The sequence below is a fragment of the Humidesulfovibrio sp. genome (assembly GCF_030689645.1).
Classification (GTDB): Bacteria; Desulfobacterota; Desulfovibrionia; order Desulfovibrionales; family Desulfovibrionaceae; genus Humidesulfovibrio.
Genome location: NZ_JAUYFU010000077.1, coordinates 20,543 through 41,179, shown reverse-complemented (window position 1 = coordinate 41,179; position 20,637 = coordinate 20,543). Strand labels below are relative to the sequence as shown.

Sequence of the window (20,637 nt, the reverse complement as noted above, 5' to 3'; positions counted from 1 at the left end):
CTTGCTCAGCCTCAGCCTGCTTGCTGTGTTGCTCGTCTGCGGGGTGGCCCTGGCTGAGGATCCCCACTGGGGCAGATTGTATGTGGTCGCGTCCAACGTCTCCGTGCGCGAAAACCCGTCTGATTCCGCCCTCAAAGTGCGCGTTCTCAAGGCCGGGCAGAAGGTGCGCGTGGATTTTCAGGACGGCGTGTGGGTCGCGGTGTTTGACCCCAAGGAGTCCGTGCGTTCGGAACTCAAGGCCATGGGATATGCTCGGCTGTCGGAACTCAAGGCCAACGGCGCAGTTGAGCTTGCCCAGGCGAACTCCATCGAGGTTCGCAAGCCAGCACCCAGCGTGAAGCCAGAAGTGCTCGTTGACGGCAGGTTGGAGAAATCCGGGAAACCTGCCGAGAAGCCGGACGCCAAATCCGCAACAAGGTCTGAAGGAAAGCCAGGCGGCAAAGCAGATGCGAAGCCTGCCAAGGGCTTTGGCGAGATTCGTCTGGCGGACCGCCCCCTCACCGTGCGCGTCAAGCGTGACAAGGACTCAGATTTCAAGCGCCTGCTCAAGCCTGGGCAGCGCGTACGTGTGGATTATCTTGAAGACGGCTGGTATGCCGTTTTTGATCCCGAAGAGAAGACCCGCGATCTGTCCAAGGCTTGGGGCTTCAGCCGCGACAAATACCTGGTGCCGGAGGGCTCCTATTCCGGTCCACCGTTTGAGGCCGCGCCTGCCCCGGCCTCTTTGCCCGCACCCGCAACGCCCGCACCCTCGCTCGCTCCGTCAAAGCCCGCTGCTCCGTCAAAGCCCGCTGCTCCGGCTAAGGTCGTCGTCGCGCCGGCCAAGGCGCAGACGGCCAAGGCCGACGAGGACCCTGATGTTGGCTACGCCGTTCTGGAGCGCAAGGAAGACCGCCTCACTCCACCCATTGTGACCCTGCGCGTGCGCCTGGATCTTTCCCAGCCCCCGGCATCGGAGGCTCTGCGCAAGGTGGTGCGCGAGATTTGGAAGGCCGAGCGCAAGAAGAACGAGAATCTTCAGCTAGAGGTTTTCTTGACCGGCATGGACACCAACGGTCTGGCTTACGCCACGGCACGCTTCCACGAGGACGGTCGCCTTCGCGAGTTCTGGTGGCGCGATGTGGTGTTGGGCAAGCCAAAGAAGTAGCCGCCACTTCATCAAATGAAGAAGGGCCGGAGCGTGTTGCGCTTCGGCCCTTTGTCGTTGTGCGGCGTGTTGTGCCGTGTGCTGCTATTTAACGAACAGCGGAATGGGAGGACGGGGCACGGCAGTGGGGAAGTTGCGCCGGGCGGCGGCTTCCTTTACGATCTTGGCGTCTACAAAAATATTGCCGCAGCTCTGGCACTTCCAGTGGCGCTGCTGCTTCTGCAAGCGCATAAGCAGGCCATCGCGGTCATAGCACAGTTGGCAGTACGGGCCCTTGTGCCGCAGTTCGTCGGTGAGCCAATACTTCTGGCCGTCGAACTCCATGCACTCCGCCATGTCGAGGACCTGCGCCACTTCAATTATCTGGTTCTTGAGGGCCTCATTTTCCTCCACCAGGGCGATGTACTCGTGCTGGAGGGCCTTGAGCAACGCTCTGGCCTCCTCCGGCCTGTTCTCGCAGATGAGCTGGTGGATTCTGCCGAATCCTGTTGCATGCAGCAGCTTCTTGGACATGAGGCACTCCGTTGTGGCGTTCAAGCGTTCTGGCGTATGGCCTTCAAGTGTCTAGTGTTGATGCCCTCTTATCGGCTGCGTGCCGGTGCGACTTTAGGGATGCGCGCATTTGCAGGCGCAGGGTGGTGGCAAGAAAAAGGGCGGAAGCTGGTGTCAGCCTCCGCCCTGCGGATGGTAATGATGCGAATCTGGAGCGCGCTACTTGGATTGGGCCTTGAAGCGGTCGGCCAGCACGGCTAGGGTCGTGGCGTCCGGATACTTCTTCATGCTTGTCTGGTTCTTGGCGATGCGCGAAGGCAGCGGCGGGTGGGTGGAGAACCACGAACCTCGTTTTGTGGACCCGGCCTCCAGCTTTTGCAGGGCGTGCAGGGTTTCGGTGATGCCTGCCGGGTTGTAGCCGGTGCGGTAGGCCGTCTCCATGGCGCTGGCGTCTGCCTCGTACTCCATGTTTTGGTCCAGGCCCTTATCGAAGAGCACGTTCTGCAAATCGCCGATCATGCTCTCGAACTGCGCGCCCTTGTCGCCCTTCATGGTGGCGGCGGTGATCTGTCCTACGCCGGTGAAGAACTGCGCGCGTTGGATGCTCTTGAGCGCATGGCGCAGGGCCACATGGCCCACCTCATGCGAAAGGATGCCCGCCAGTTGCGCCTCGGTGTGCATGACGCCAAGGAGCGCCGAAGTTACGAATATGATGCCGCCGGGGCAGGCGAAAGCGTTCTGGACGTCGCTGTCGACCACCACGAAGCGGTAGGGGATGTTGGGCCGCGGCGAGTTGGTGGCTACGGCCATGCCGACGAGGTTCACGTAATGCTGGAGGTTCTTGTTCTGCACGGGCATGCCGTATCGGCGCAGGCCCTCCACGGCCAGGCGCTCGCCGATGGTGCGTTCGCTCTGGTAGTCCATCTGCTGCGAACTGGCGAGCACGCTTTGGGCGCCTGAGAGGATCTTGCTCTCCTTGGAGTTGGGATCCATTATGGCGTCCAGGAAGCCTGCCATGACCGTACCTGGCAGGGCCAGGGGGATGGCGGTGGCGGCAATGCCTAAGATGAATTTTCTTCTGTCCATTTCCGCCTCCTACTTCGCGTATTCGCCGATGCGGCCGGCCTTGAGGAAATTCTCCAACTCCTTCTTGTCCACCTTTTCCGCCAGAACCCGGTCAAGGGCCTGCTTGTAGTCGGACAATGGCCGCACTGGCCTTCCTGCGGCCTTGGCCGCCTCCTGCTCGCTTGCATTCAGGCCGCGCATGCTGCGCGCGCTGTCGGCTTCGCTGACCATGATGGTGCTGGAGCCTGCGCCGCCGAAGAGATTGTCGCCGCCCTGCTTTGAGGCTTCGGGCGGGGTGGCGGCCACCTTGCCGCGATAAATCCAGCCGGTTTTGCCCCCGGTCGAGACTTTGTACCAGCTCTCCTCCTGCCCCTGGACCGAAAGCGCGGTGCCCACGGGCAACTCGGCCACAGTGTCGGAGGAGGCGGATTTGTCGGCCTTGAGCTTGGCCCCTTCAGAGGCGACGTAAAGCTTTTCTTGAGCCAGGGCTGGAGCGGCCAGGAGCAGAGTTCCGGCCACGGCAGCGATGATTGGTGCGCTTTTGTTCATGCATAGCCCCCATCTTTTTGGGTTGTTCCTAACACTGAGCATTCTGCGACATCCGGCTTGCGAAAGCAAGGGCGCGCAATGCTGTGGACGTTGTGGGCTCAGGCCAGGCCAACCTGCGGAGCAATGCCCGCCACGGCGGCGATGGCAATGGTGAAGAACTCCGACGGTTCAAGGCCAAGCTTCTGGCATTCGCCGATGGTCTCGCGGTTCACGCTGGCGGCAAAGGCCTTGTCCTTCATCTTTTTCTTGAGGCTCTTGGCGTCCATGCCGTCCATGCGCGCCGGGCGCACCAGGGCGTTGGTGTGGATGAGCCCGGTGACAGTTTCGCCACAGCGCAGGGCGAAATCAAGCGGTGTGGACGGCGCGAAGCCCGTGTGCTCGAAATTGTGCGCGCGGATGGCGTCCAGAGCCTGAACCGGCAGCTTGCCATCAAGGAATTCCGCTGAATCCAGGCCGTGTCGGGCAGGGTTGTCTTTTGTGGTGGCGTAGTCCAGGTCGTGCAAGAGCCCGGTGATGCCCCAGAGGTTCTGGTCCTGGCCCAGGCGCGCGGCAAGGGCGCGCAGCACGGCTTCGGATTCAAGACAGTGGGCTTGCAATGCGGGTTCGGCCACATGCGCGGTCATCAGGGCGTAGGCTTCGTTGCGGTCTATCATTGTTTAGAACTCCGTGAGTTATCTCATGCAGTTGCGGCTTTGGCGGCATACTCTCTTCGGACTGTGGCGGCGACCTCGGCCAGCCAGTTGGAGCGCTCTTCCGGGTTGCTGGTGCACACCACTCCGAACATGCGGCGTTCAATCCTGCGCACGCCGCAGAAGGAGAGCACGCAGTCGCGCCAAGTGCGCTCCAGGGGATCGCCGAAAACGGATAGCTCGCGTTCCGGCGGAGTGTTGGTAGTATTGAACACCAGCGCCGTCATTGGTTTCAGCAGCCCCACAGGCACGCCTTCGCCGTTGTCGCCAGGGAGAAATTCATAGGCCACACCGGGCCGCAGCACCCGGTCAATCCAGCCTTTCATCACCGCAGGGGGCATGCCCCACCAGTTGGGATGCACCAGGATCAGGCCGTCAGCCTCGCGAAGCTCCTGACAGTGGCGCTCCACAAGGGGGGGCAGCGTTGCGCCGCGGGCGATCTCGGCTGCGGGCAGCACAGGGTCGAAGCCTTCGGAGCAAAGGTCGTGCAAATGCACCTGGCAGCCCATGTCCATGAGAGTCTGTTGGGCTGTGGACGCTATGGCGTGATTGAAGCTCAACGGGTCTGGGTGCGCCAGTATGATGGATATCTGCATTGGTGGTCCTTACGGTCTTTCTTGAGGCTCGTGGAGCCAGCAGTGCGCGAAACTCGGGGCTTCTCCGCTGGCGGATGTGTCGAAGCGCGGCGGGAACTCCTGCTTGCAGCGGTCCATGACCTTTGGGCAGCGCGGATGGAACGGGCATCCGCTGGGCGGGTTCAACGGGCTGGGCAATTCGCCCGTCAGGTGCTGCCGGGTGCGCTGGTTGGCTGGGTCCGGCACTGGCACGGCAGAGAGCAGGGCTCTGGTGTAGGGATGTTTGGGGTCGCGCACCAGCACATCCGCCGGGGCGCTTTCGATCACCTTGCCCAGGTACATCACTGCGATGCGGTCGCACACCTGGCCCACAACGGCTAGGTCGTGGGAAATGAACAGGTACGTCAGGCCCAGGCGTTCGCGCAGATCCTGCAAGAGCAGCAGCACCTGGGCTTGAATGGACACGTCCAGCGCGCTCACGGGCTCGTCGCAGACCACCAGGGCCGGGTTGAGGGCCAGGGCGCGCGCAACGGCAACGCGCTGGCGCTGCCCGCCGGAAAGCTGGTGCGGGTAGCGGTTGGCCATTGATTCCGGCAGGCCCACAAGACGCAGCAGGTCTGATGTCCTGGCCTTGCGTTCTGCACTGGCGCCCACGGAGTGGATGACCAGGGGCTCGGCCACGATTGAGCCCACGCGCATGCGCGGATTGAGGGACGAGTAGGGGTCCTGAAAGATCATCTGCATCTGGCGGCGCAGATCTTTTTCCGGCCAGTGGGAGATGTCGCGGCCCTGGAATTCCACGCGGCCAGCCGCCAAGGGTTCAAGGCCAAGGACGCACCGGGCCAGGGTGGATTTGCCGCAGCCGCTTTCGCCCACCAGGCCAAGGCTTTCCCCCTGCTCGATGCTCAGGCTCACGCCATCCACGGCGCGGGCGACGCCTTTTTTCAGGTTCAGCAGGCCGCCGGAAACCGCATAGTGCCGGGCAACGTCGAAGAGTTCCAGCAAGGCGCTCATGCGGAGCCTCCCTGCGAAGTTTCGCACAGCCAGCAGCGGGCGCTGTGTCCTGGCGCTGCCTGGAACAGCGGCGGAGCCTCGGCGCAACGGGCAAAGGCTCGGACGCACCGTGGTTGGAACCGGCACCCGTCAGGCAGATCGAATATGCCCGGCACCATTCCCGCAATGGGCGCAAGCACGCGCTTCACGCCTAGGCGCGGCACCGAAGCCAGCAACCCTTGCGTGTACGGGTGGGCCGCCGCGCTGAACAGTTCGGCCACAGGGGCTTCCTCCACAACTTGTCCGGCGTACATGACGGCCACGCGCTGCGCAGTCTCGGCCACAACGCCCAGGTCGTGGGTGATGAGGAGGATGCCCGACCCCTTTTCGGTCTGCAAACGCCGCATCAGATCCAGAATCTGCGCCTGGATGGTGACGTCCAGCGCGGTTGTGGGCTCGTCGGCGAAAAGCAGGTCCGGGTCGCAGCACAGGGCCATGGCGATCATGACCCGCTGGCGCATGCCCCCGGAAAGCTCGTGCGGATAGCTTTGCGCCCGCGCAGCGGGGTTGGGGATGCCCACCAGCCCGAGCATCTCCACGGCGCGCTCCGCCGCTTCAACCCGGCTCGCCTTTCTGTGCAGGCGATAGCCCTCGGCAATTTGTTCGCCTACGCGGAACACCGGGTTCAGCGAGGTCATGGGCTCTTGGAAAATCATGGCGATGTGGTTGCCGCGCACGGTTTGCAGCTCGGCCTCGCTCATGGTCAGCAGGTCGCGGCCATGGTAGAAGGCCTCGCCCTCTATGACCCGGCCCGGAGGGTCCGGGATGAGGCCCAACACCGAGAGCGCCAGCACGGTCTTGCCGCAGCCGGATTCCCCGACAACGGCCAGGGTTTCGCCTTGCCGAACGGTCAGGCTCACGGTATCAACCGCCCTGGCGATGGGTGAGCCGCCGCGGCCTCCGGACTGCCGTGCAAAGGCGGTGGTGAGGCCCCGGATTTCAAGCAGGGCGTCGGGAAGGGCTTCGCTTGTGTCGTTGTTCATGGACCGCGCCGGGTTTTGGGTGCGTGGCAAAATATTGCTTACATAATCTTTCGCGAGGATAACGGAAATCATGCCGGATAACAACGAGGCTCAGGTGTCGGGAAAGCGGGTGGCCATAGTCGGAGGCGGACTGGCCGGGTGTGAATGCGCCTTGGCCCTGGCCAGGGCTGGCGTTGTTGTGCGCTTGTTCGAGATGCGCCCGGAGAAATCGTCGCCGGCGCACACCACCGGGCACCTGGCCGAGCTTGTGTGCTCCAACTCCCTGCGCTCCGATGAGCTGACCACGGCCATCGGCATCCTCAAGGTTGAGATGCGCGAACTGGGCAGCATGGTCATGCAGGCTGCGGACGCTACCCGCATTCCCGCAGGCAAGGCCTTGGCCGTGGACCGCGACCGCTTTGCCGAATACATCACCGCGCAGATCGAGGCCGATCCGAACATAGAGGTTGTGCGCCAAGAGGTTGAGAGCCTGGATGCGCCGGAGATTCAAGGCTTCGACGCCGTGGTCGTCGCCGCAGGTCCGCTTGCAAGCGACGCCCTTGCCGTCAGCCTGGCCAAGGCGACGGAGATTGAGGGCGGCAAGCGCCTATATTTTTACGACGCCATTGCGCCCATCATCAGCCGCGACAGTGTGGACCTGGACATCGCCTTCTGGGGCAGCCGCTATCGGCCAGAGGAGGACGATTACCTCAATTGCCCCATGACCGAGGCCCAATACGACGCCTTTCTGGAAGCACTCATGGCGGCGGAAAAGGTCGCTCCGCACGATTTCGAGAAGGAGATCCACTTCGAGGGCTGCCTGCCTGTGGAGGAAATGGCGGAGCGCGGACGGCTCACGCTCTGCTTCGGGCCGCTCAAGCCCGTGGGGTTGCCCAATCCGCGCACGGGTGAGGAAGCCTTTGCCGTGGTTCAGTTGCGAGCAGAGAACGCCGAGAAGACGGCCTTCAACCTCGTGGGCTTTCAGACCAAGCTCAAGTACCCGGAGCAGCAGCGCGTGTTTCGCATGATTCCGGGCCTGGAGAATGCCGAGTTTTTGCGTCTGGGCAGCATCCACCGCAATACCTTTGTCGACGCGCCCACCGTGCTGAACGAGGAACTGGCGCTCAAGACGCGTCCGAACGTGCACCTGGCTGGGCAGATCACCGGGGTGGAGGGCTATCTTGAGTCCGCCGCGTGCGGTTTGTGGGTGGGGCTATCGCTGGCTGCGAAGCTGGCAGGGAAGCCCCTTGCGCCGCCGCCGAACATCACGGCCCTGGGCGCGCTTTTGAGCCACCTGCGCACCCCGCCGGTGAAACGCTTTCAGCCGTCCAACGCGCACTTCGGCCTCATGCCTGATTTGAACCGTCGGGCGGGTAAAAAGGTTCGCAAGGAACTCTACGGGCAGCGCGCCCGCGACGCCTTTGCCGAGTGGCTGAAGAACCGCTTCGGCGTATAAAGCCTTTTTCTGGTCAGTCGCCCAATTTTTTTGCGGAATGAGTCTTTGCTTGGCAGCGTAGAAAAAGAAATATGGCCTCCGTAGTGTTTTTTTTTAGATTTTGTGGTTTCAGGGCTTTACTTCTGCCAGGTACGGGGTTAGTTAGCTCCATCTGGACACGCTACCCGGATGCTATTTGCTCAGGCGGGAATGGGCGACAATTTTTACTGTTTTTTTTAGGAGTTTTATCGCATGCCTAAGTCTATCTATGTCGGAAACATCGCCTTCAGCACCTCTGAGGATGACCTGCGCAACGTGTTCGCCCAGTACGGCGAAGTCCTGTCCGTTAAGTTCATCAACGACCGTGAGACCGGCCGCTTCCGCGGTTTCGGCTTCGTCGAGATGAACGACGCTGACGCCCTCGAGGCCGTGCAGGCCCTGAACGGCAAAGAGCTCGGCGGCCGCGCCCTGAAGGTCAACGAGGCTCAGGAGCGCGAAGCTCGTCCGCCCCGTCGCTACTAAATCATACCCGAAGCACATTTAAAGCCCCGGTCTGTGAAAGCAGGCCGGGGCTTTTTATATTTGTTGTCGGTCTGCTTGCGGGCGTTCCGTGTTTCTAGTGTTTAACTTGTGCTAAGCGAATTCTTTCGCTCATGTTACATTAAACGCCGCATATACAATTGCTCTGAGTTTTTCATCGCATGCGTTGTATTCGTCCATGTGGGATATTATGGCATCAACTTGTTCTTTTGATTTATGAGGTAATTTTCTCACGCCCTCAAGCTCTTCTAGAGTGAGGTACATGTGTAGGTGGTCATATACATTTATTTTGTTTGGAATAACTATTTGAGTAAGAACCATGTTCCAGTGAGATTTTGTTCCCAAGGCTTTAAGGTAGTGACTGTATCTTAGGTAATCTGATCTGCATTCTAGGGTATGTTTGTTGAGCCATAAGAGGAATGAATTTTGGTGACGAAAGAATTGAGTGATATGGCCTCGGATTGTTTGCACAACATCTATACCCTCTTTGTGCCTCTCAATGTATGCTAAAGCAAATGGCGTCCAGTTCTCAAAAGATGAAAGATGGCGATGGTCTAGGAGGAAACGTATCTTGTTGTCTTCTCCAATGGAATGCGTAATCTGCCAATTGGGCTTAATTAGCCGAACATGTTCAAGACAATTTCTTAAATCTTGAATGAATCTATGCCTTTCATCTGTAGAGAATTGGGTTGTCTGTTTGCTGAAGCTTGTTGTGTCATATCTTTGCGCTATTCTACGTACATGACAAACAACAGACATTAATGTTGATGAATAAACATACAAAGATTTAACGATATTAAATTCAAGTGTTGCAAATCGTGTGTCGTTTTTCTTGAAGAATAGTTCACCGGCCCGTTCTTCTTTTTTGAAATCTCGTACTGCTTGAAAAAAGTCATAAGCAGCTCTTTTGAATAGCCTTAACGAAAATCCAAGTGAGTCGAGGTCATCTTGAATAATAAAGCCAGGATGCTCTTCAACCGCAGACGTTGCTTTAGTAAACTCGTTAAAATATGCTGTAATTAGAAGCTCTTCGTCCCATGGCAATGGGCCCAGTGAAAACCCCGTATGGCTACCAATAGTGACTTTATGCCTGGGGCATGGCATTGTTTTTCGTGAGGATTTGGTTTTGCTCACCACAAAATCTTCTCCACCGGCCTTCTCTCCGGCACCACAACCTTCTCAATCGTCCCTGCAAGCCACTCTTTGCTCACGTACAGGCCGCAGAAGCACGCCCCATACTCCTTCACGTCCTGCTCCCGATACTCGCACGGGCACACGATGTCGCGGTCGGCGTCGAAGGTGCCGTTGGCAAGGCGGCAGGGGCACGCCATGTACCCCATCCGGTCCTTGTTGATGAGCAGGCTCTCCATGAGCGGCATGGTCATGCTCATGTCGGGGTTAAAGAAATAGCCCTTAGGTTCCTGAATTGTTTTCAGGGATTCATAGAGTTTTTCCGCGTTCATTTTTTGAGCGCCTCGTCGATCTTCTCCTGGTTGAACCCAATCAGGGCCTCGCCATTGATGATGATGGTGGGGAACGACACCGAGGGGTTGAACTTCTTCACTTCCTCAACGGTCATCTTGCGCTCCTCGCCGGTGAGCTGGTCCACGTGCACGCAGTCGTACTTAACACCGCACAGGTCCAGATATTCCTTGGCCTTCTTGCAATGAATGCAGGTGGACAGCGCATAAACTTTCACTATCGGGGCCATTTGGTCGCTCCTACTGTTTTTGACATCCTGCGAGCATGCAGGAACTTTATGCATTTTACTGAACATGCGCGAAAACCAGTTGCCTGTCAAAGCCATTGGCTTGTCCTCAACGTGGGTTGCGGGTTAATTGGGCGCGCTACGGTCGCTTCTGGCCAGCCGCCTTTCCAGGGCGCGCGCGGCGATGGAGCAGGGCAGCCCAAGGCCGAGGTACAGCAGGAACACCAGGGTCCAGACCTCGAAGGAAAGATACGTGGCGCTGACAAGCTCCTGGGCCTGGAAGGTCAGCTCCGGTATGGAGATGACGGACACGATGGCCGAGTCCTTGAGGGTGGACACGAACTGTCCGGTGAGGGGCGGCACCATGCGCTGGAAGGCCTGCGGCAGCACCACATGCAGCAGCGTGCGCCAGCGCGGCAGCCCAAGAGCCGATGCCGCGTCCCACTGGCCAGACTCGATGGACTCCACGCCAGCGCGCACGATCTCGGCCACATACGCGCCCTCGATGAGCCCCAGGGTGACGATGGCGGTGAGGAATCCCGGCATCTGGCCCAGGGGGCCGAATAATAATTGCGCAGGGCCGTGAAGCAGTTCCGGCATGTGCGCCATGGCTGCATCGAGCCCAAGGGCGTGAATGAGTTGGCCTGACAGGAAATACGAGAACAGGAAGATGAGCACCAAGGGGGGCGTGTTGCGCACGGCCAGCACGTAGGCTCCGCCGCAGAGCCGCCAGAACAGCCGGGAGCTGACGCGCATGAGTCCGGCCATTGTGCCCAGCACAAGGGCCAGCGCCCCGGCCCAGAGGCTCAGGCGGATGGTGGCGAACAGGCCGGAGAGGAGACGCCCGGTTCGAAGTTCGCCAGTGGCGGCGTCGGTGTAGGCCAGAAACTGCGGGATGGCCGCCCAGTTCCAGTGGTAGTTGAGCCGTGTCGACGCGCTGTGTCCCAGCCAGAAAAGCCCTGCGCCAAGCAGCAGCAGCACCAGCGCGTCCACAAGACGTCCGGAGTCGGGCGCGGCCAGCGGCACGTGGAGTGGGGCCGGGTTGTCAGCGCGATCGGCCATCTGTAGCGGCTACTCCACCTGGTCCTTCCAGTCGTTGGTGCGGAACCAGTAGTGGTGCCGCTCGGCCAGCCAGCCTTCGTCGCCCACCATGCGGATCCAGGCGTCCAGGAAGTTCAGGAAGTCCGGGTCTCCCTTGCGTACGGCAAAGGCGATGGGCTCCTTGGTGAAGGGATCAGTCAGGGGAAGCACCAGCTTGTCCGGGTACTTGAGGGCCTGGAAGGCTGGGAACGGGTCAGAAGCCACAACGGCGTGCGCGCGCCCGCTCAGCACTTCTTGGATGGTCTGGGCCTCCTGGTCGAACAGGCGCAGCTGCGCTCGTGGCATGTGCTTCTTGGCGGCATCCGCCGCTGTGGTGCCCTGGCGGATGGCCAGAACGACGTCTGGCCGGTCGAAGTCCGCCAGGTTCGTGAACTTCCCGGCCTTGAGTTTGTCGGCCACGATGGACATGCCGGAATACTCGTAGGGAATGCTGAAGTTGACCTTCATGGCGCGTTGGGGCTGTATGCCCATGCCGCCGATGATGATGTCGAACTTGCCGGAGAGAAGCGCAGGAATGATGCCTGACCACTGCGTGGGTTCGAATTGTACGGTCACGCCCATATCTTTGGCCAGGCGGCGCGCCACGTCTATCTCGAATCCGATGAACTCGCCCTTCTTGTCCTGCATGGCCCAGGGCACGAAGGTGGAGAAGCCGACGCGCAGCACCCCGCGCTGGAGGATCTGCTCCACGGCGCCGGAGTTGGCGGCACCCTGCTTCGGAGCCTGCTCGGCCTTGGAGCAGCCCAGAGCGGCCAGGGCAACGAGGCCTATGATGAACATGGTCATGCGTTTCGTGAACATGGTGCAACCTCCATTGGTTTAGGTCGGGTAGGCGAGCCTACGCTCCAGGGTCGCGGCCAAGCCGGAAAGGACGGTGGTGACGATCCAGTACAGCGCCGCAACAGTAAACCAGATTTCAAAACTCAGAAAGGTGTCGGACACAATGGTGCTGCCGCGCAAGGTGAGTTCGCTGATTGCGATGACGCTTGCCAGTGACGTATCCTTCACGAGCGAAACGCTTTGGCTGGCCAGGGGCGGCATCACGCGGCGCACGGCCTGGGGCAAGATCACCAGACGGTAGCTTGCCAGACGGCTCATGCCCAGGCTGCGCGCCGCGTCCCACTGGCCTTGGTCCTGGGAAACGATACCTGCGCGAAGTATCTCTGACACGTAGGCGCCTTCAAAGAGCGAGAGACCCAGCACCGCGCTGGTCAGGGCGTCCATGCCCAGGGCAGGCGCAAGCACGAAGTAGAGGAATAAAAGCTGGATCAAGAGCGGGGTGTTGCGCACGCTTTCAAGGTAGATTTGCGCGAGCCAGCGCCCGGCCGTGGAGCCGGACAGGCGAAGCAGTGCGGTGACGACTCCGGCCGCAAGTGCGCCCAGGCCGGAAAGGGCGAAGAGCTTGAGGGTGATCAGAAGCCCTAGAATGAGCGGGCCTGGTCCGCCCTCGCTCGTGACCAGAAAGGCGGGAACGCGGTACCACTGCCAATTGTAGCCCAGGCCGTCAGCCCCGCGAGCCACCAGCCACATCAAGCCCGCAAGCCCCAGCAGGAAAAGCAGCCAGTCTCGCAGGACGGGCCAGCATCTCCCAATGGTGCGTGCGGGCTTGGGGTCAGTCATTCAGAGGCGTCTCCGATAGTCTCACGGTCACCAGTTGCTGCACTTCAGCGGCGATGTCGGCTGGCGAACCCGAAGCGTTCACGGTTTTGATGCGCTGCGGGAACCGCTTTGCCCAGGCTTGGTAGCCTGCGCGCACGCGTCCGTGGAAGGCTAGGCTTTCAGCCTCGAAGCGGCCCTCGGCAACAGTTTTGTTTTCGGCGTGGTTGCGGGCCACAGCGCGGGTCAGCCCAATCTCCGGCTCCAGGTCCAGCAGGATTGTCAGGTCCGGCCAGAGCCCATCCACGGCCAGGGTGTTCAGGCTGTGCAGCAGTTCGGCGTCCAGTCCGCGGCCAAATGCCTGGTACGCGACAGTGGAATCGGCGAAACGGTCGCAGAGCACGATCTGCCCCGACTCAAGCGCGGGGCGCACCACCTGGGCCACGTGCTGCGCGCGGTCGGCCAGATACAGGAACAGCTCGGCCCGGGCGCACAGGTCGCGGTTCTCAAGAGACAGCAGCACGCGCCGCAGCTCTGCCCCGATGCGGCTGCCGCCGGGTTCGCAGGTGACGATGACCCTGTGCCCCTGTTTTTCCAGGTGGGTCTTCAGGAGCGCGATCTGCGTGGACTTGCCCGTGCCCTCTATGCCCTCAAAGGTGATGAACATGGGCTAGTCCGAGCCCAGCGGCAGGAGCAGGAAGCGGTCATCGATCTTGTCCGGGTCGGACTTTCTGGCGTCAGGCTTGTGGCTGTCCCTGCCCCCCAGGAGGCTGAAGACCGGGGCAGGGGGCGCCGGGGTCCGTTGCGCGCGGTACAGATAGCGGTCCAGATAGCGCTGGAAGGGCGTCCAGGATTGTTCAGTGCCTTCAAGCTCGGCGTAGGCCCCGGCCAGGGTGTTCATCTTGGCGTCGATGTTGTCTGCGAAGTGCAGGATGAAGGCCTCCGGCGTCTTGGGGCGTTTGGGCGCGCCGAACTCGTATTCGCCGTGGTGGCTGATGATGAGGTGCTTGAGGTGCAGGGCCAGCGTTTCGTCCAGGTCCTTGGTTTTTGCAAGGAACGGCTCAATGCGGGCGAGGCCCAGCTGGATATGGCCAAGCAGGCGGCCTTCGTCTGTGTATTCGCAGGACAGCCCGCTGGTGAGCTCCCAGGCCTTGCCCAGGTCGTGCAGGATGGCTGCCACCAGAAGAATCTGGCGGTCCAGGTGCGGGTACAGGGTCGACAGCGCCAGACAGGTTCGGGCCACGGCCAGTGTGTGCTCAAGCAATCCTCCTGCATAGGCGTGGTGCACGGCTTTGGCTCCGGTGGCTGGCAGCAGGCGGCCACGAATCTCCGGATCGTTCAGAATCTTTTTCATGAGCGAGCGCCAGGGCTTGTGCGTCAGCTCGCGCCTGCACAGCTCTTCAACTTCGGTGAGCAGCACCTCTGGCTCCACCGGGCTGGGGGGCAGGAACTCGGACAGATCAGCCTCGGCGATGTCCGCCTCGGCGAGCTGGTCGATGGTGAGCTGGCACTTGTCGCGGTAATTGGCGGCCTGGGCGCGCACCTGCACCAACTGCCCGGCGGACAGGTTCGGATGCGCCTGGGAAAGCGGGCTCCAGATCTTGGCCTCCATCTGGCCGCTCACGTCTTGCAACACCAGGCTCCAGTACGGGCCGTTGCGCGATTGTCCTGTTCTGGCCTCTGCCAGGAGAAAGTAATCCTGTATCGTCTGTCCGGGGCTAATGTCCCGTATGTACACAGCTTTCGCTATCACGGCCTTGCCAACTCCCTCATGTTGGGGTACTGCGCCTGTACCGCGCCGCGCGGCGGGCAGAAAATCCCTTGTGCCGCATCATTTGCCCTCAAGGGACGCGGCTTGTCAAACCGAAGTATGGCCCGTAATTGGCGCGAGAACGTTAACGAAGGCACCAACTGGCCCAATCGCCCACACAAGGGGACTGTACATGCGCATCCTCCTCACCAACGACGACGGCATTCAGGCCGTGGGCCTGCGCGCCATGCACAAGGCGCTCGTCCATGCAGGGCACGAGGTCTTTGTCGTGGCCCCGGTGACGGAACAGTCCGCAGTGGGGCACGCCATCACCCTTTCCGCGCCCCTGCGCGTGAAGGAGTTTCGCGACGAGGGCTTCTTCGGCCTTGGCGTCACTGGTACGCCAGCGGACTGCGTGAAGCTGGCTCTTTCAACGCTCATCAAGGACAGGCCGGACATGGTGGTTTCGGGCATCAACTCCGGGGCCAACGTCGGCGTCGATCTCTTGTACTCCGGCACGGTTTCTGCCGCCACCGAGGGCGCTTTCATGGGGTTTCCGGCGCTGGCCGTGTCCATGGACGACTTCAACCCCACCGATCTCTCGGGCCAGGCCGCCTATGCCGCCGCGCTGCTGCCGCGCCTGCCTTTCTCTCGACTTCCAGCCAAGTGCGTGCTGAATTTGAATTTTCCGGCACGGCCCATTGCCGAAGTCCTGGGCCTCAAGCTCTGCCCGCACACCCGCGTGGCCTACGAGGACTGGTTCGAGGAGCGTCTCGACCCGCGTGGCCGTCCCTATTATTGGATGTGCGGTGAACTGAAGGCCGAGCGCATCAGCGAGGGGCGAGACCGCAGGCTGCTCTCCGAGGGGTATGTGACCCTGACGCCGCTTAAGTTTGATTTTACGGATCACGAGACTCTGAGCCTCTTGGAACCCATGCTTTCCGCGAAGCTCTGTTGACAGAAAGTTTAGAGCGTGACATGACCTAGACTGTTTGCAGTTGTCACTTTTTAGCCCTTTCATGATCGCCAAGGAGGATTCCATGCCCCTCGTTTCACCCAAAGAAATGTTTGCCAAGGCCTATTCCGGTGGCTATGCCATAGGCGCGTTCAACGTGAACAACATGGAGATCGTCCAGGGCATCATGGAGGCGGGGAAAGCGGAAAACGCCCCTCTGATCCTCCAGGTTTCAGCTGGGGCGCGCAAGTACGCCGGTCAGAACTACATCATCAAGCTCATGGAGGCCGCTCTGCAAGGCGCGGATCTTCCCGTGGTGCTGCATTTGGACCATGGTCCTAATTTCGAGCTTTGCAAGGAAGTCATCGACGGCGGTTTTACCTCCGTCATGTACGATGGCTCGCACCTGCCCTACGAAGAAAACATCGCGGAGACCAAACGCGTTGTGGAGTATGCCCACGCTCGCGGCGTCTGGGTCGAGGCCGAGCTGGGCCGCCTGGCCGGCGTCGAGGAAGACGTGAGTTCCGATGAACACATCTACACTGATCCCGAGCAGGCCAAGGACTTCGTGACCCGCACTGGTTGCGACTCCCTGGCCATCGCCATAGGCACGAGCCACGGCGCCTATAAGTTCAAGGGCGAGGCCAAGCTCGACTTCGACCGCCTGGAGAAGGTCAGCAAGCTGCTGCCCGGACTGCCCATCGTGCTCCACGGCGCATCCAGCGTGCCCCAGGAGTTCGTGGACATGGCCAACAAGTATGGCGGTCATGTTCCCGGCGCCCGCGGCGTGCCTGAGGATCTGCTGCGCAAGGCCGCCAGCATGGCCGTGTGCAAGATCAACATCGACACCGACATCCGACTGGCCATGACCGCCACCATCCGCAAACACATGGCCGAGAACCCGGCGGACTTCGATCCCCGCCAGTACCTTACTCCGGCGCGCACCGCAGTGAAGGAAATGGTCCAGCGCAAGATCAAGAACGTCCTGGGCTGCTCCGGCAAAGCCTAGGCCGAGAGAAATACCCGCAAGGAGCGAGACGAAATGGCGACGAGAATTGGCATCAACGGCTTTGGCCGCATTGGCCGCTATCTGACCAGGCTTCTGGCCGACCAGTCCGACCTGGAGCTTGTGGCCATCAACGCCCGCGCAACCAACAAGGACCTGGCGCACCTGCTCAAGTACGACTCCGTGCACGGGAAGTTCCCCCGCGTTGAGGGCAACGACAAGGGCTTCCTGCTTGACGGCAAGCAGGTCAACGTGACCCGTTTCGCCACCGGCGAGTGGAGTTGGAAGGACATGGGCTGCGACATCGTGGTCGAGTCCACCGGCAAGCTGAACGACCGCGTTGGGTGCTCCACGCACCTGAACTGCGGCGCCCATAAGGTGATCCTTTCCGCCCCCGGCAAGGAGATGGACTCCACCATCGTGGTTGGCGTCAATGACGCGGACCTGAAGCCCGAACACAAGATCGTCTCCAGTGCCAGCTGCACCACCAACTGCCTGGCCCCGGCCGCCAAAGCCCTGAATGACGCCTTCGGCATCAAGCACGGCCTAATGACCACCATCCATTCCTATACCATGGACCAGCGCCTGCACGACGGCTCCCACAAGGACATCCGCCGCGCTCGCGCCGCAGCGCTCAATATGGTGCCCACCACCACTGGCGCTGCCCGCGCCTTGTCGCTGGTCATCCCGGCCCTCAAGGGCAAGCTCGACGGCTTCGCCATTCGCGTGCCCACCCCGGACGTATCCATTGTGGATCTGACCTGCGAGCTTGACCGCGCCACCACCAAGGAAGAGGTCAATGCAGTGATGAAGGCCGCAGCCAACGAGAGCTTCGGTTATTGTGACGAGCCCCTGGTGTCCTCGGACTTCGTGGGCAGCACCTTTGGCGGCGTGCTCGACTCCGGCCTCACCACCGTAATGGACGGCACCCAGGTGAAGCTTATCGTTTGGTACGACAACGAGGCTGGATTCACTCATCAACTGGTGCGCCTCATCCGGCAGGTGTCCCAGTTCGGGTAGGCTACTTCCGGTACCGTTTTTTTGGGGGCTTCGGCCCCCTTTTTTTCGTGCAGGGTGGGGATTGTTGCGGAAGCGATTCACGAAAAGCATAACGTACATGCGTCCGAGCATATTTTTGCTGACATTTCTATCTCTCGTGGGTAGATATTGTTCGTAACCCGAGGAGGATGCCATGACGAAAACGCCTGATCGTTTTGAAAGGTATTTCCGCACTTTGGCCGATGTGGCCAGGGTGGTGAATTCGAGTCTTGAGACCGGACATGTCCTCGCAGCCGTTGCAGAGCAGACCACGAAGGCCGTGCGTGCGAAGGGCTGCACCCTGCGTCTCATGGACCGCACCGGCAAGCGTCTGCTCCCCAGTGCCGCGTTCGGGCTTTCCAAAGAGTACTTTCGCAAGGGATCCGTTGACCTCGACCACAGCGAGGTGGATCGCGAGGTCATTGCGGGAAAGACCATTCATATCCTGAACGCCCAGAACGATCCGCGCTTTCAGTACGGCGAGGCCGCCAAGAAAGAGGGCATCGTCACCGTGCTGGTGACGCCGCTCATGGTTGATGGTAGGGCCATCGGCGTTTTGCGCATTTATACCCAGACGGAACGCACCTTCGATCAGCCGTCCTTGGACTTTCTGCACGCCGTTGCGGATATCTCCGCTATGGCCATTGAAAACGCACGATTGCACCAGGCCCTGAAAACCGATTACGAGATGTTGGCCTCCTACGAGCACCGCATCTTCGAAGACTAGGGGGGGGCGGACATGCTGCGCATCGGAATCAACGGCTTTGGCCGCATCGGCAGACAGGTTCTCAAGGCCATCTACGACAACCACAAGAGCGTCGCCACGGTTGTGGCCTTGAACGACCTCTACGACGTTAATACGAGCGCCCACCTGCTGGAGTTCGACTCCACCTATGGCCGATCGCCGCATCCCGTGGCCGTGACCGAGGACGGGGGCATCTGCTACGGCGATTGGAAGGTGGCCTGCTACGCTGAACGCGACCCGCGCAATCTGCCCTGGGGCGACCTGGGCGTTGATATCGTCATCGAATCCACGGGCCTGTTCACCACAGGACCCAAGGCGCAGGCCCACCGCGACGCTGGAGCAAAGAAGGTCATCATCAGCGCGCCCGCCAAAGAGGAGGACATCACCATCGTCCTCGGCGTCAACGAGCACCTCTACGACCCGATCAAGCACAACATCGTGTCCAACGCCAGCTGCACCACCAATTGTCTGGCTCCGGCCGTGAAGGTAGTCAACGACGCATTCGGCGTGGTCAACGGGCTCATGTGCACCATCCACAGCTACACCAACGACCAGCGCATCCTTGACCTGCCGCACAAGGATCTGCGCCGCGCGCGCGCCGCTGCTCTGAACATCGTGCCCACATCGACCGGTGCGGCCAAGGCCGTGGCCCTGGTCATCCCCGAACTCAAGGGCAAGGTGGACGGCTACTCCCTGCGCGTGCCCACTCCAACGGTCTCCATCGTGGACTTTGCTTGCACCCTGGCCACGCCCACGGACACTGCCTCCTTGCGCGCCGTGCTCAAGGCCGCCAGTGAAGGCCCGCTCAAGGGCATCCTGGGCTTTTCCAGCCGGCCCCTGGTCTCCACGGACTTCCGCGGCGACCCGCGCTCCAGCATCATTGATGAGGAATACACGGTGGTTTCGGGTTCCGGTCTGGCGAAGATCGTCACCTGGTACGACAACGAATGGGGTTACTCCTGCCGCGTGGCGGACCTCATCAAGCTCATGGCCGATAAGGGCCTCTAGGAACAAGTTATGCTTTATCTCAAGGATATTGATGCTTCTGGCAAAAAAGTGCTCATCCGAGTGGACTACAACGTGCCCCTGGACGGCACCCGCGTTACCGACGACACGCGCATCCGCGAAAGCCTTCCCACCCTGCGCCATATCCTGGCTTCCGGCGGGGCTGCTGTCATATGCTGCCATCTTGGCCAGCCCAAGGGTGAGGTGAAGCCTGAGTTCTCGCTGGCTCCTGTGGCCGCACATTTGGCCGGACTGTTGGGGGTGAGCGTGCCCTTGGCCGGCGATTGCGTAGGCGCTGACGTCAAGGCAAAGATCTCGGCCCTGGCTTCCGGCGAGGTGTTGATGCTTGAGAATCTGCGCTTCCATAAGGCCGAAACCTCCAAGGATGCGGCTGAGCGCATGGCCTTTGCCAAGGAACTTGTGGCCGGGCTGGACCTCTACGTCAGCGATGCCTTTGGTGTGTCCCACCGGCCCAACGCCTCGGTCACCGAGGCCCCGCTGGCAGCGCCAAAAGCCTGCGCCGGGTTCCTCATGGAAAAGGAGTGGCGGTACCTGAACGGTGCGTTCTCCGACCCCAAACGCCCCTTTGTGGCCATCTCCGGCGGCAGCAAGGTGTCGAGCAAGCTCGGCATTCTTAAGAACCTGCTTGGCAAGGTGGACCATCTGATCATCGGCGGAGCCATGGCCAATACGTTCCGGCTCGCCCAGGGGATCGAAATGGGCGACTCCCTGGTGGAGCGCGAGCTCCTGGATGATGCCCGGAGCATCATGGCGGCTGCGGCCGATGCCGGCACGCATATCCACCTGCCAGTGGATTTCGTGCTGGCTGGAAGCTTCAAAGACAGCGCCGCCGCAGTGCCCTCGCATACCGGCGCGGTTCCCGCCGGGCTCATGGCTCTTGATGTCGGTCCCAAGAGCGTTGAGGTTTTCGCCCAGGTGCTTAAGGGCGCTGGCACTGTAGTATGGAACGGCCCCATGGGGGCTTTCGAGAACCCGGCTTTTGCCGCTGGCTCCATCGGCGTGGCCAAGGCCATTGTAGCATCCGGGGCGTTGAGCATCGTGGGCGGCGGGGATACCGACGCCGTGGTTCATGCCGCGCATCTGGGCGAGAAGTTCAGTTTCATCTCCACGGGCGGCGGATCGTTCCTGGAATTCCTTGAAGGAAAGGAGCTGCCTGGGTTCAAGGCTCTGGAAGACGCAGCGAAGCAGTAAGGCGCATTCGGGCA

General features: G+C 61.0%; 24 protein-coding genes. 9 read left to right on the top strand and 15 right to left on the bottom strand.

What is annotated here, in order from left to right:
* Position 1: 1 nt before the first annotated feature.
* Complete coding sequence (locus tag Q8O35_RS10705; RefSeq protein WP_305573094.1) at positions 2-1,147, top strand: SH3 domain-containing protein; 1,146 nt, start codon at positions 2-4, stop codon at positions 1,145-1,147.
* Positions 1,148-1,231: 84 nt separating this feature from the next.
* On the opposite strand, the gene Q8O35_RS10700 is transcribed toward Q8O35_RS10705, so the two are convergent.
* The 7 genes from Q8O35_RS10700 to Q8O35_RS10670 all read right to left on the bottom strand — a co-directional run bounded on the left by Q8O35_RS10700 (position 1,232) and on the right by Q8O35_RS10670 (position 6,553).
* Positions 1,232-1,660 carry a hypothetical protein gene (locus Q8O35_RS10700; protein ID WP_305573092.1) on the bottom strand — a complete coding sequence of 143 codons (429 nt, stop codon included), beginning with the start codon at positions 1,658-1,660 and terminating at the stop codon, positions 1,232-1,234.
* Between the two features lie 198 nt (positions 1,661-1,858).
* Positions 1,859-2,725 (bottom strand): M48 family metalloprotease, encoded by an 867-nt coding sequence (locus Q8O35_RS10695; protein ID WP_305573090.1) that lies wholly within the window; start codon positions 2,723-2,725, stop codon positions 1,859-1,861.
* Positions 2,726-2,734: 9 nt separating this feature from the next.
* Positions 2,735-3,253, bottom strand: a complete 519-nt coding sequence (locus Q8O35_RS10690) for an SH3 domain-containing protein (RefSeq protein WP_305573088.1) — start codon at positions 3,251-3,253, stop codon at positions 2,735-2,737.
* Between the two features lie 98 nt (positions 3,254-3,351).
* On the bottom strand, positions 3,352-3,906 hold the full coding sequence (locus Q8O35_RS10685) for an HD domain-containing protein (protein WP_305573086.1): 555 nt from the start codon (positions 3,904-3,906) through the stop codon (positions 3,352-3,354).
* A gap of 23 nt (positions 3,907-3,929) precedes the next feature.
* Positions 3,930-4,538: an NAD(P)H-dependent oxidoreductase gene (locus Q8O35_RS10680; protein WP_305573084.1), complete on the bottom strand. Its 609-nt coding sequence runs from the start codon at positions 4,536-4,538 to the stop codon at positions 3,930-3,932.
* 9 nt (positions 4,539-4,547) lie between these two features.
* On the bottom strand, positions 4,548-5,531 hold the full coding sequence (locus tag Q8O35_RS10675) for an ABC transporter ATP-binding protein (RefSeq protein ID WP_305573082.1): 984 nt from the start codon (positions 5,529-5,531) through the stop codon (positions 4,548-4,550).
* Positions 5,528-6,553, bottom strand: coding sequence for an ABC transporter ATP-binding protein (locus Q8O35_RS10670; protein WP_305573079.1), 1,026 nt, complete (start codon positions 6,551-6,553; stop codon positions 5,528-5,530). Before Q8O35_RS10670 ends, Q8O35_RS10675 begins: the two co-directional genes overlap by 4 nt.
* A gap of 70 nt (positions 6,554-6,623) precedes the next feature.
* Here Q8O35_RS10670 and trmFO point away from each other — a divergent pair, with 70 nt between their 5' ends.
* Both trmFO and Q8O35_RS10660 read left to right on the top strand, forming a co-directional pair.
* Positions 6,624-7,988, top strand: coding sequence for a methylenetetrahydrofolate--tRNA-(uracil(54)-C(5))-methyltransferase (FADH(2)-oxidizing) TrmFO (gene trmFO / locus Q8O35_RS10665; RefSeq protein WP_305573077.1), 1,365 nt, complete (start codon positions 6,624-6,626; stop codon positions 7,986-7,988).
* A gap of 231 nt (positions 7,989-8,219) precedes the next feature.
* On the top strand, positions 8,220-8,489 hold the full coding sequence (locus Q8O35_RS10660) for an RNA-binding protein (protein ID WP_305573075.1): 270 nt from the start codon (positions 8,220-8,222) through the stop codon (positions 8,487-8,489).
* A gap of 129 nt (positions 8,490-8,618) precedes the next feature.
* Here Q8O35_RS10660 and Q8O35_RS10655 read toward each other — a convergent pair whose 3' ends face one another.
* The 8 genes from Q8O35_RS10655 to Q8O35_RS10620 form a co-directional block, all read right to left on the bottom strand.
* Positions 8,619-9,641, bottom strand: a complete 1,023-nt coding sequence (locus Q8O35_RS10655; RefSeq protein ID WP_305573073.1) for a hypothetical protein — start codon at positions 9,639-9,641, stop codon at positions 8,619-8,621.
* The gene (locus Q8O35_RS10650) at positions 9,638-9,970 is read right to left on the bottom strand and encodes a ferredoxin-thioredoxin reductase catalytic domain-containing protein (protein WP_305573071.1); all 333 of its coding nucleotides are present in this window, start codon (positions 9,968-9,970) and stop codon (positions 9,638-9,640) included. The genes Q8O35_RS10655 and Q8O35_RS10650 overlap by 4 nt, the downstream gene beginning before the upstream one ends.
* Positions 9,967-10,218 carry a glutaredoxin family protein gene (locus Q8O35_RS10645; protein WP_305573069.1) on the bottom strand — a complete coding sequence of 84 codons (252 nt, stop codon included), beginning with the start codon at positions 10,216-10,218 and terminating at the stop codon, positions 9,967-9,969. The genes Q8O35_RS10650 and Q8O35_RS10645 overlap by 4 nt, the downstream gene beginning before the upstream one ends.
* 123 nt (positions 10,219-10,341) lie before the next feature.
* The gene (locus Q8O35_RS10640; protein ID WP_305573067.1) at positions 10,342-11,277 is read right to left on the bottom strand and encodes an amino acid ABC transporter permease; all 936 of its coding nucleotides are present in this window, start codon (positions 11,275-11,277) and stop codon (positions 10,342-10,344) included.
* Between the two features lie 9 nt (positions 11,278-11,286).
* The gene (locus Q8O35_RS10635) at positions 11,287-12,117 is read right to left on the bottom strand and encodes a transporter substrate-binding domain-containing protein (RefSeq protein WP_305573065.1); all 831 of its coding nucleotides are present in this window, start codon (positions 12,115-12,117) and stop codon (positions 11,287-11,289) included.
* Between the two features lie 18 nt (positions 12,118-12,135).
* Positions 12,136-12,936 carry an amino acid ABC transporter permease gene (locus tag Q8O35_RS10630; RefSeq protein WP_305573063.1) on the bottom strand — a complete coding sequence of 267 codons (801 nt, stop codon included), beginning with the start codon at positions 12,934-12,936 and terminating at the stop codon, positions 12,136-12,138.
* Positions 12,929-13,579, bottom strand: coding sequence for a dTMP kinase (gene tmk / locus Q8O35_RS10625; RefSeq protein WP_305573061.1), 651 nt, complete (start codon positions 13,577-13,579; stop codon positions 12,929-12,931). Before tmk ends, Q8O35_RS10630 begins: the two co-directional genes overlap by 8 nt.
* A gap of 3 nt (positions 13,580-13,582) precedes the next feature.
* Positions 13,583-14,665: a 3'-5' exoribonuclease YhaM family protein gene (locus tag Q8O35_RS10620; protein WP_305573060.1), complete on the bottom strand. Its 1,083-nt coding sequence runs from the start codon at positions 14,663-14,665 to the stop codon at positions 13,583-13,585.
* A 190-nt stretch (positions 14,666-14,855) separates the two neighbouring features.
* On the opposite strand from Q8O35_RS10620, the gene surE reads away from it, so the two are divergent.
* From surE to pgk, 6 genes are all read left to right on the top strand, one after another.
* Complete coding sequence (gene surE / locus Q8O35_RS10615; RefSeq protein ID WP_305573058.1) at positions 14,856-15,620, top strand: 5'/3'-nucleotidase SurE; 765 nt, start codon at positions 14,856-14,858, stop codon at positions 15,618-15,620.
* Positions 15,621-15,702: 82 nt separating this feature from the next.
* The gene (gene fba, locus Q8O35_RS10610; RefSeq protein WP_305573056.1) at positions 15,703-16,626 is read left to right on the top strand and encodes a class II fructose-1,6-bisphosphate aldolase; all 924 of its coding nucleotides are present in this window, start codon (positions 15,703-15,705) and stop codon (positions 16,624-16,626) included.
* 33 nt (positions 16,627-16,659) lie between these two features.
* Complete coding sequence (gap, locus tag Q8O35_RS10605) at positions 16,660-17,643, top strand: type I glyceraldehyde-3-phosphate dehydrogenase (RefSeq protein ID WP_305573054.1); 984 nt, start codon at positions 16,660-16,662, stop codon at positions 17,641-17,643.
* 172 nt (positions 17,644-17,815) lie between these two features.
* Positions 17,816-18,388, top strand: a complete 573-nt coding sequence (locus Q8O35_RS10600; RefSeq protein ID WP_305573052.1) for a GAF domain-containing protein — start codon at positions 17,816-17,818, stop codon at positions 18,386-18,388.
* A 12-nt stretch (positions 18,389-18,400) separates the two neighbouring features.
* Positions 18,401-19,414 (top strand): type I glyceraldehyde-3-phosphate dehydrogenase, encoded by a 1,014-nt coding sequence (gene gap, locus Q8O35_RS10595; protein WP_305573050.1) that lies wholly within the window; start codon positions 18,401-18,403, stop codon positions 19,412-19,414.
* Positions 19,415-19,423: 9 nt separating this feature from the next.
* Positions 19,424-20,623: a phosphoglycerate kinase gene (gene pgk / locus Q8O35_RS10590; protein WP_305573048.1), complete on the top strand. Its 1,200-nt coding sequence runs from the start codon at positions 19,424-19,426 to the stop codon at positions 20,621-20,623.
* The last annotated feature ends 14 nt before the right edge of the window (positions 20,624-20,637 follow it).

Coding starts and splice junctions, on each gene's coding strand:
- Q8O35_RS10700 (WP_305573092.1), bottom strand. CDS start 1,660: ATGTCCAAGAAGCTGCTGCATGCAACAGGATTCGGCAGAATCCACCAG.
- Q8O35_RS10695 (WP_305573090.1), bottom strand. CDS start 2,725: ATGGACAGAAGAAAATTCATCTTAGGCATTGCCGCCACCGCCATCCCC.
- Q8O35_RS10690 (WP_305573088.1), bottom strand. CDS start 3,253: ATGAACAAAAGCGCACCAATCATCGCTGCCGTGGCCGGAACTCTGCTC.
- Q8O35_RS10685 (WP_305573086.1), bottom strand. CDS start 3,906: ATGATAGACCGCAACGAAGCCTACGCCCTGATGACCGCGCATGTGGCC.
- Q8O35_RS10680 (WP_305573084.1), bottom strand. CDS start 4,538: ATGCAGATATCCATCATACTGGCGCACCCAGACCCGTTGAGCTTCAAT.
- Q8O35_RS10675 (WP_305573082.1), bottom strand. CDS start 5,531: ATGAGCGCCTTGCTGGAACTCTTCGACGTTGCCCGGCACTATGCGGTT.
- Q8O35_RS10670 (WP_305573079.1), bottom strand. CDS start 6,553: ATGAACAACGACACAAGCGAAGCCCTTCCCGACGCCCTGCTTGAAATC.
- trmFO (WP_305573077.1), top strand. CDS start 6,624: ATGCCGGATAACAACGAGGCTCAGGTGTCGGGAAAGCGGGTGGCCATA.
- Q8O35_RS10660 (WP_305573075.1), top strand. CDS start 8,220: ATGCCTAAGTCTATCTATGTCGGAAACATCGCCTTCAGCACCTCTGAG.
- Q8O35_RS10650 (WP_305573071.1), bottom strand. CDS start 9,970: ATGAACGCGGAAAAACTCTATGAATCCCTGAAAACAATTCAGGAACCT.
- Q8O35_RS10645 (WP_305573069.1), bottom strand. CDS start 10,218: ATGGCCCCGATAGTGAAAGTTTATGCGCTGTCCACCTGCATTCATTGC.
- Q8O35_RS10640 (WP_305573067.1), bottom strand. CDS start 11,277: ATGGCCGATCGCGCTGACAACCCGGCCCCACTCCACGTGCCGCTGGCC.
- Q8O35_RS10635 (WP_305573065.1), bottom strand. CDS start 12,117: ATGTTCACGAAACGCATGACCATGTTCATCATAGGCCTCGTTGCCCTG.
- Q8O35_RS10630 (WP_305573063.1), bottom strand. CDS start 12,936: ATGACTGACCCCAAGCCCGCACGCACCATTGGGAGATGCTGGCCCGTC.
- tmk (WP_305573061.1), bottom strand. CDS start 13,579: ATGTTCATCACCTTTGAGGGCATAGAGGGCACGGGCAAGTCCACGCAG.
- surE (WP_305573058.1), top strand. CDS start 14,856: ATGCGCATCCTCCTCACCAACGACGACGGCATTCAGGCCGTGGGCCTG.
- fba (WP_305573056.1), top strand. CDS start 15,703: ATGCCCCTCGTTTCACCCAAAGAAATGTTTGCCAAGGCCTATTCCGGT.
- gap (WP_305573054.1), top strand. CDS start 16,660: ATGGCGACGAGAATTGGCATCAACGGCTTTGGCCGCATTGGCCGCTAT.
- Q8O35_RS10600 (WP_305573052.1), top strand. CDS start 17,816: ATGACGAAAACGCCTGATCGTTTTGAAAGGTATTTCCGCACTTTGGCC.
- gap (WP_305573050.1), top strand. CDS start 18,401: ATGCTGCGCATCGGAATCAACGGCTTTGGCCGCATCGGCAGACAGGTT.
- pgk (WP_305573048.1), top strand. CDS start 19,424: ATGCTTTATCTCAAGGATATTGATGCTTCTGGCAAAAAAGTGCTCATC.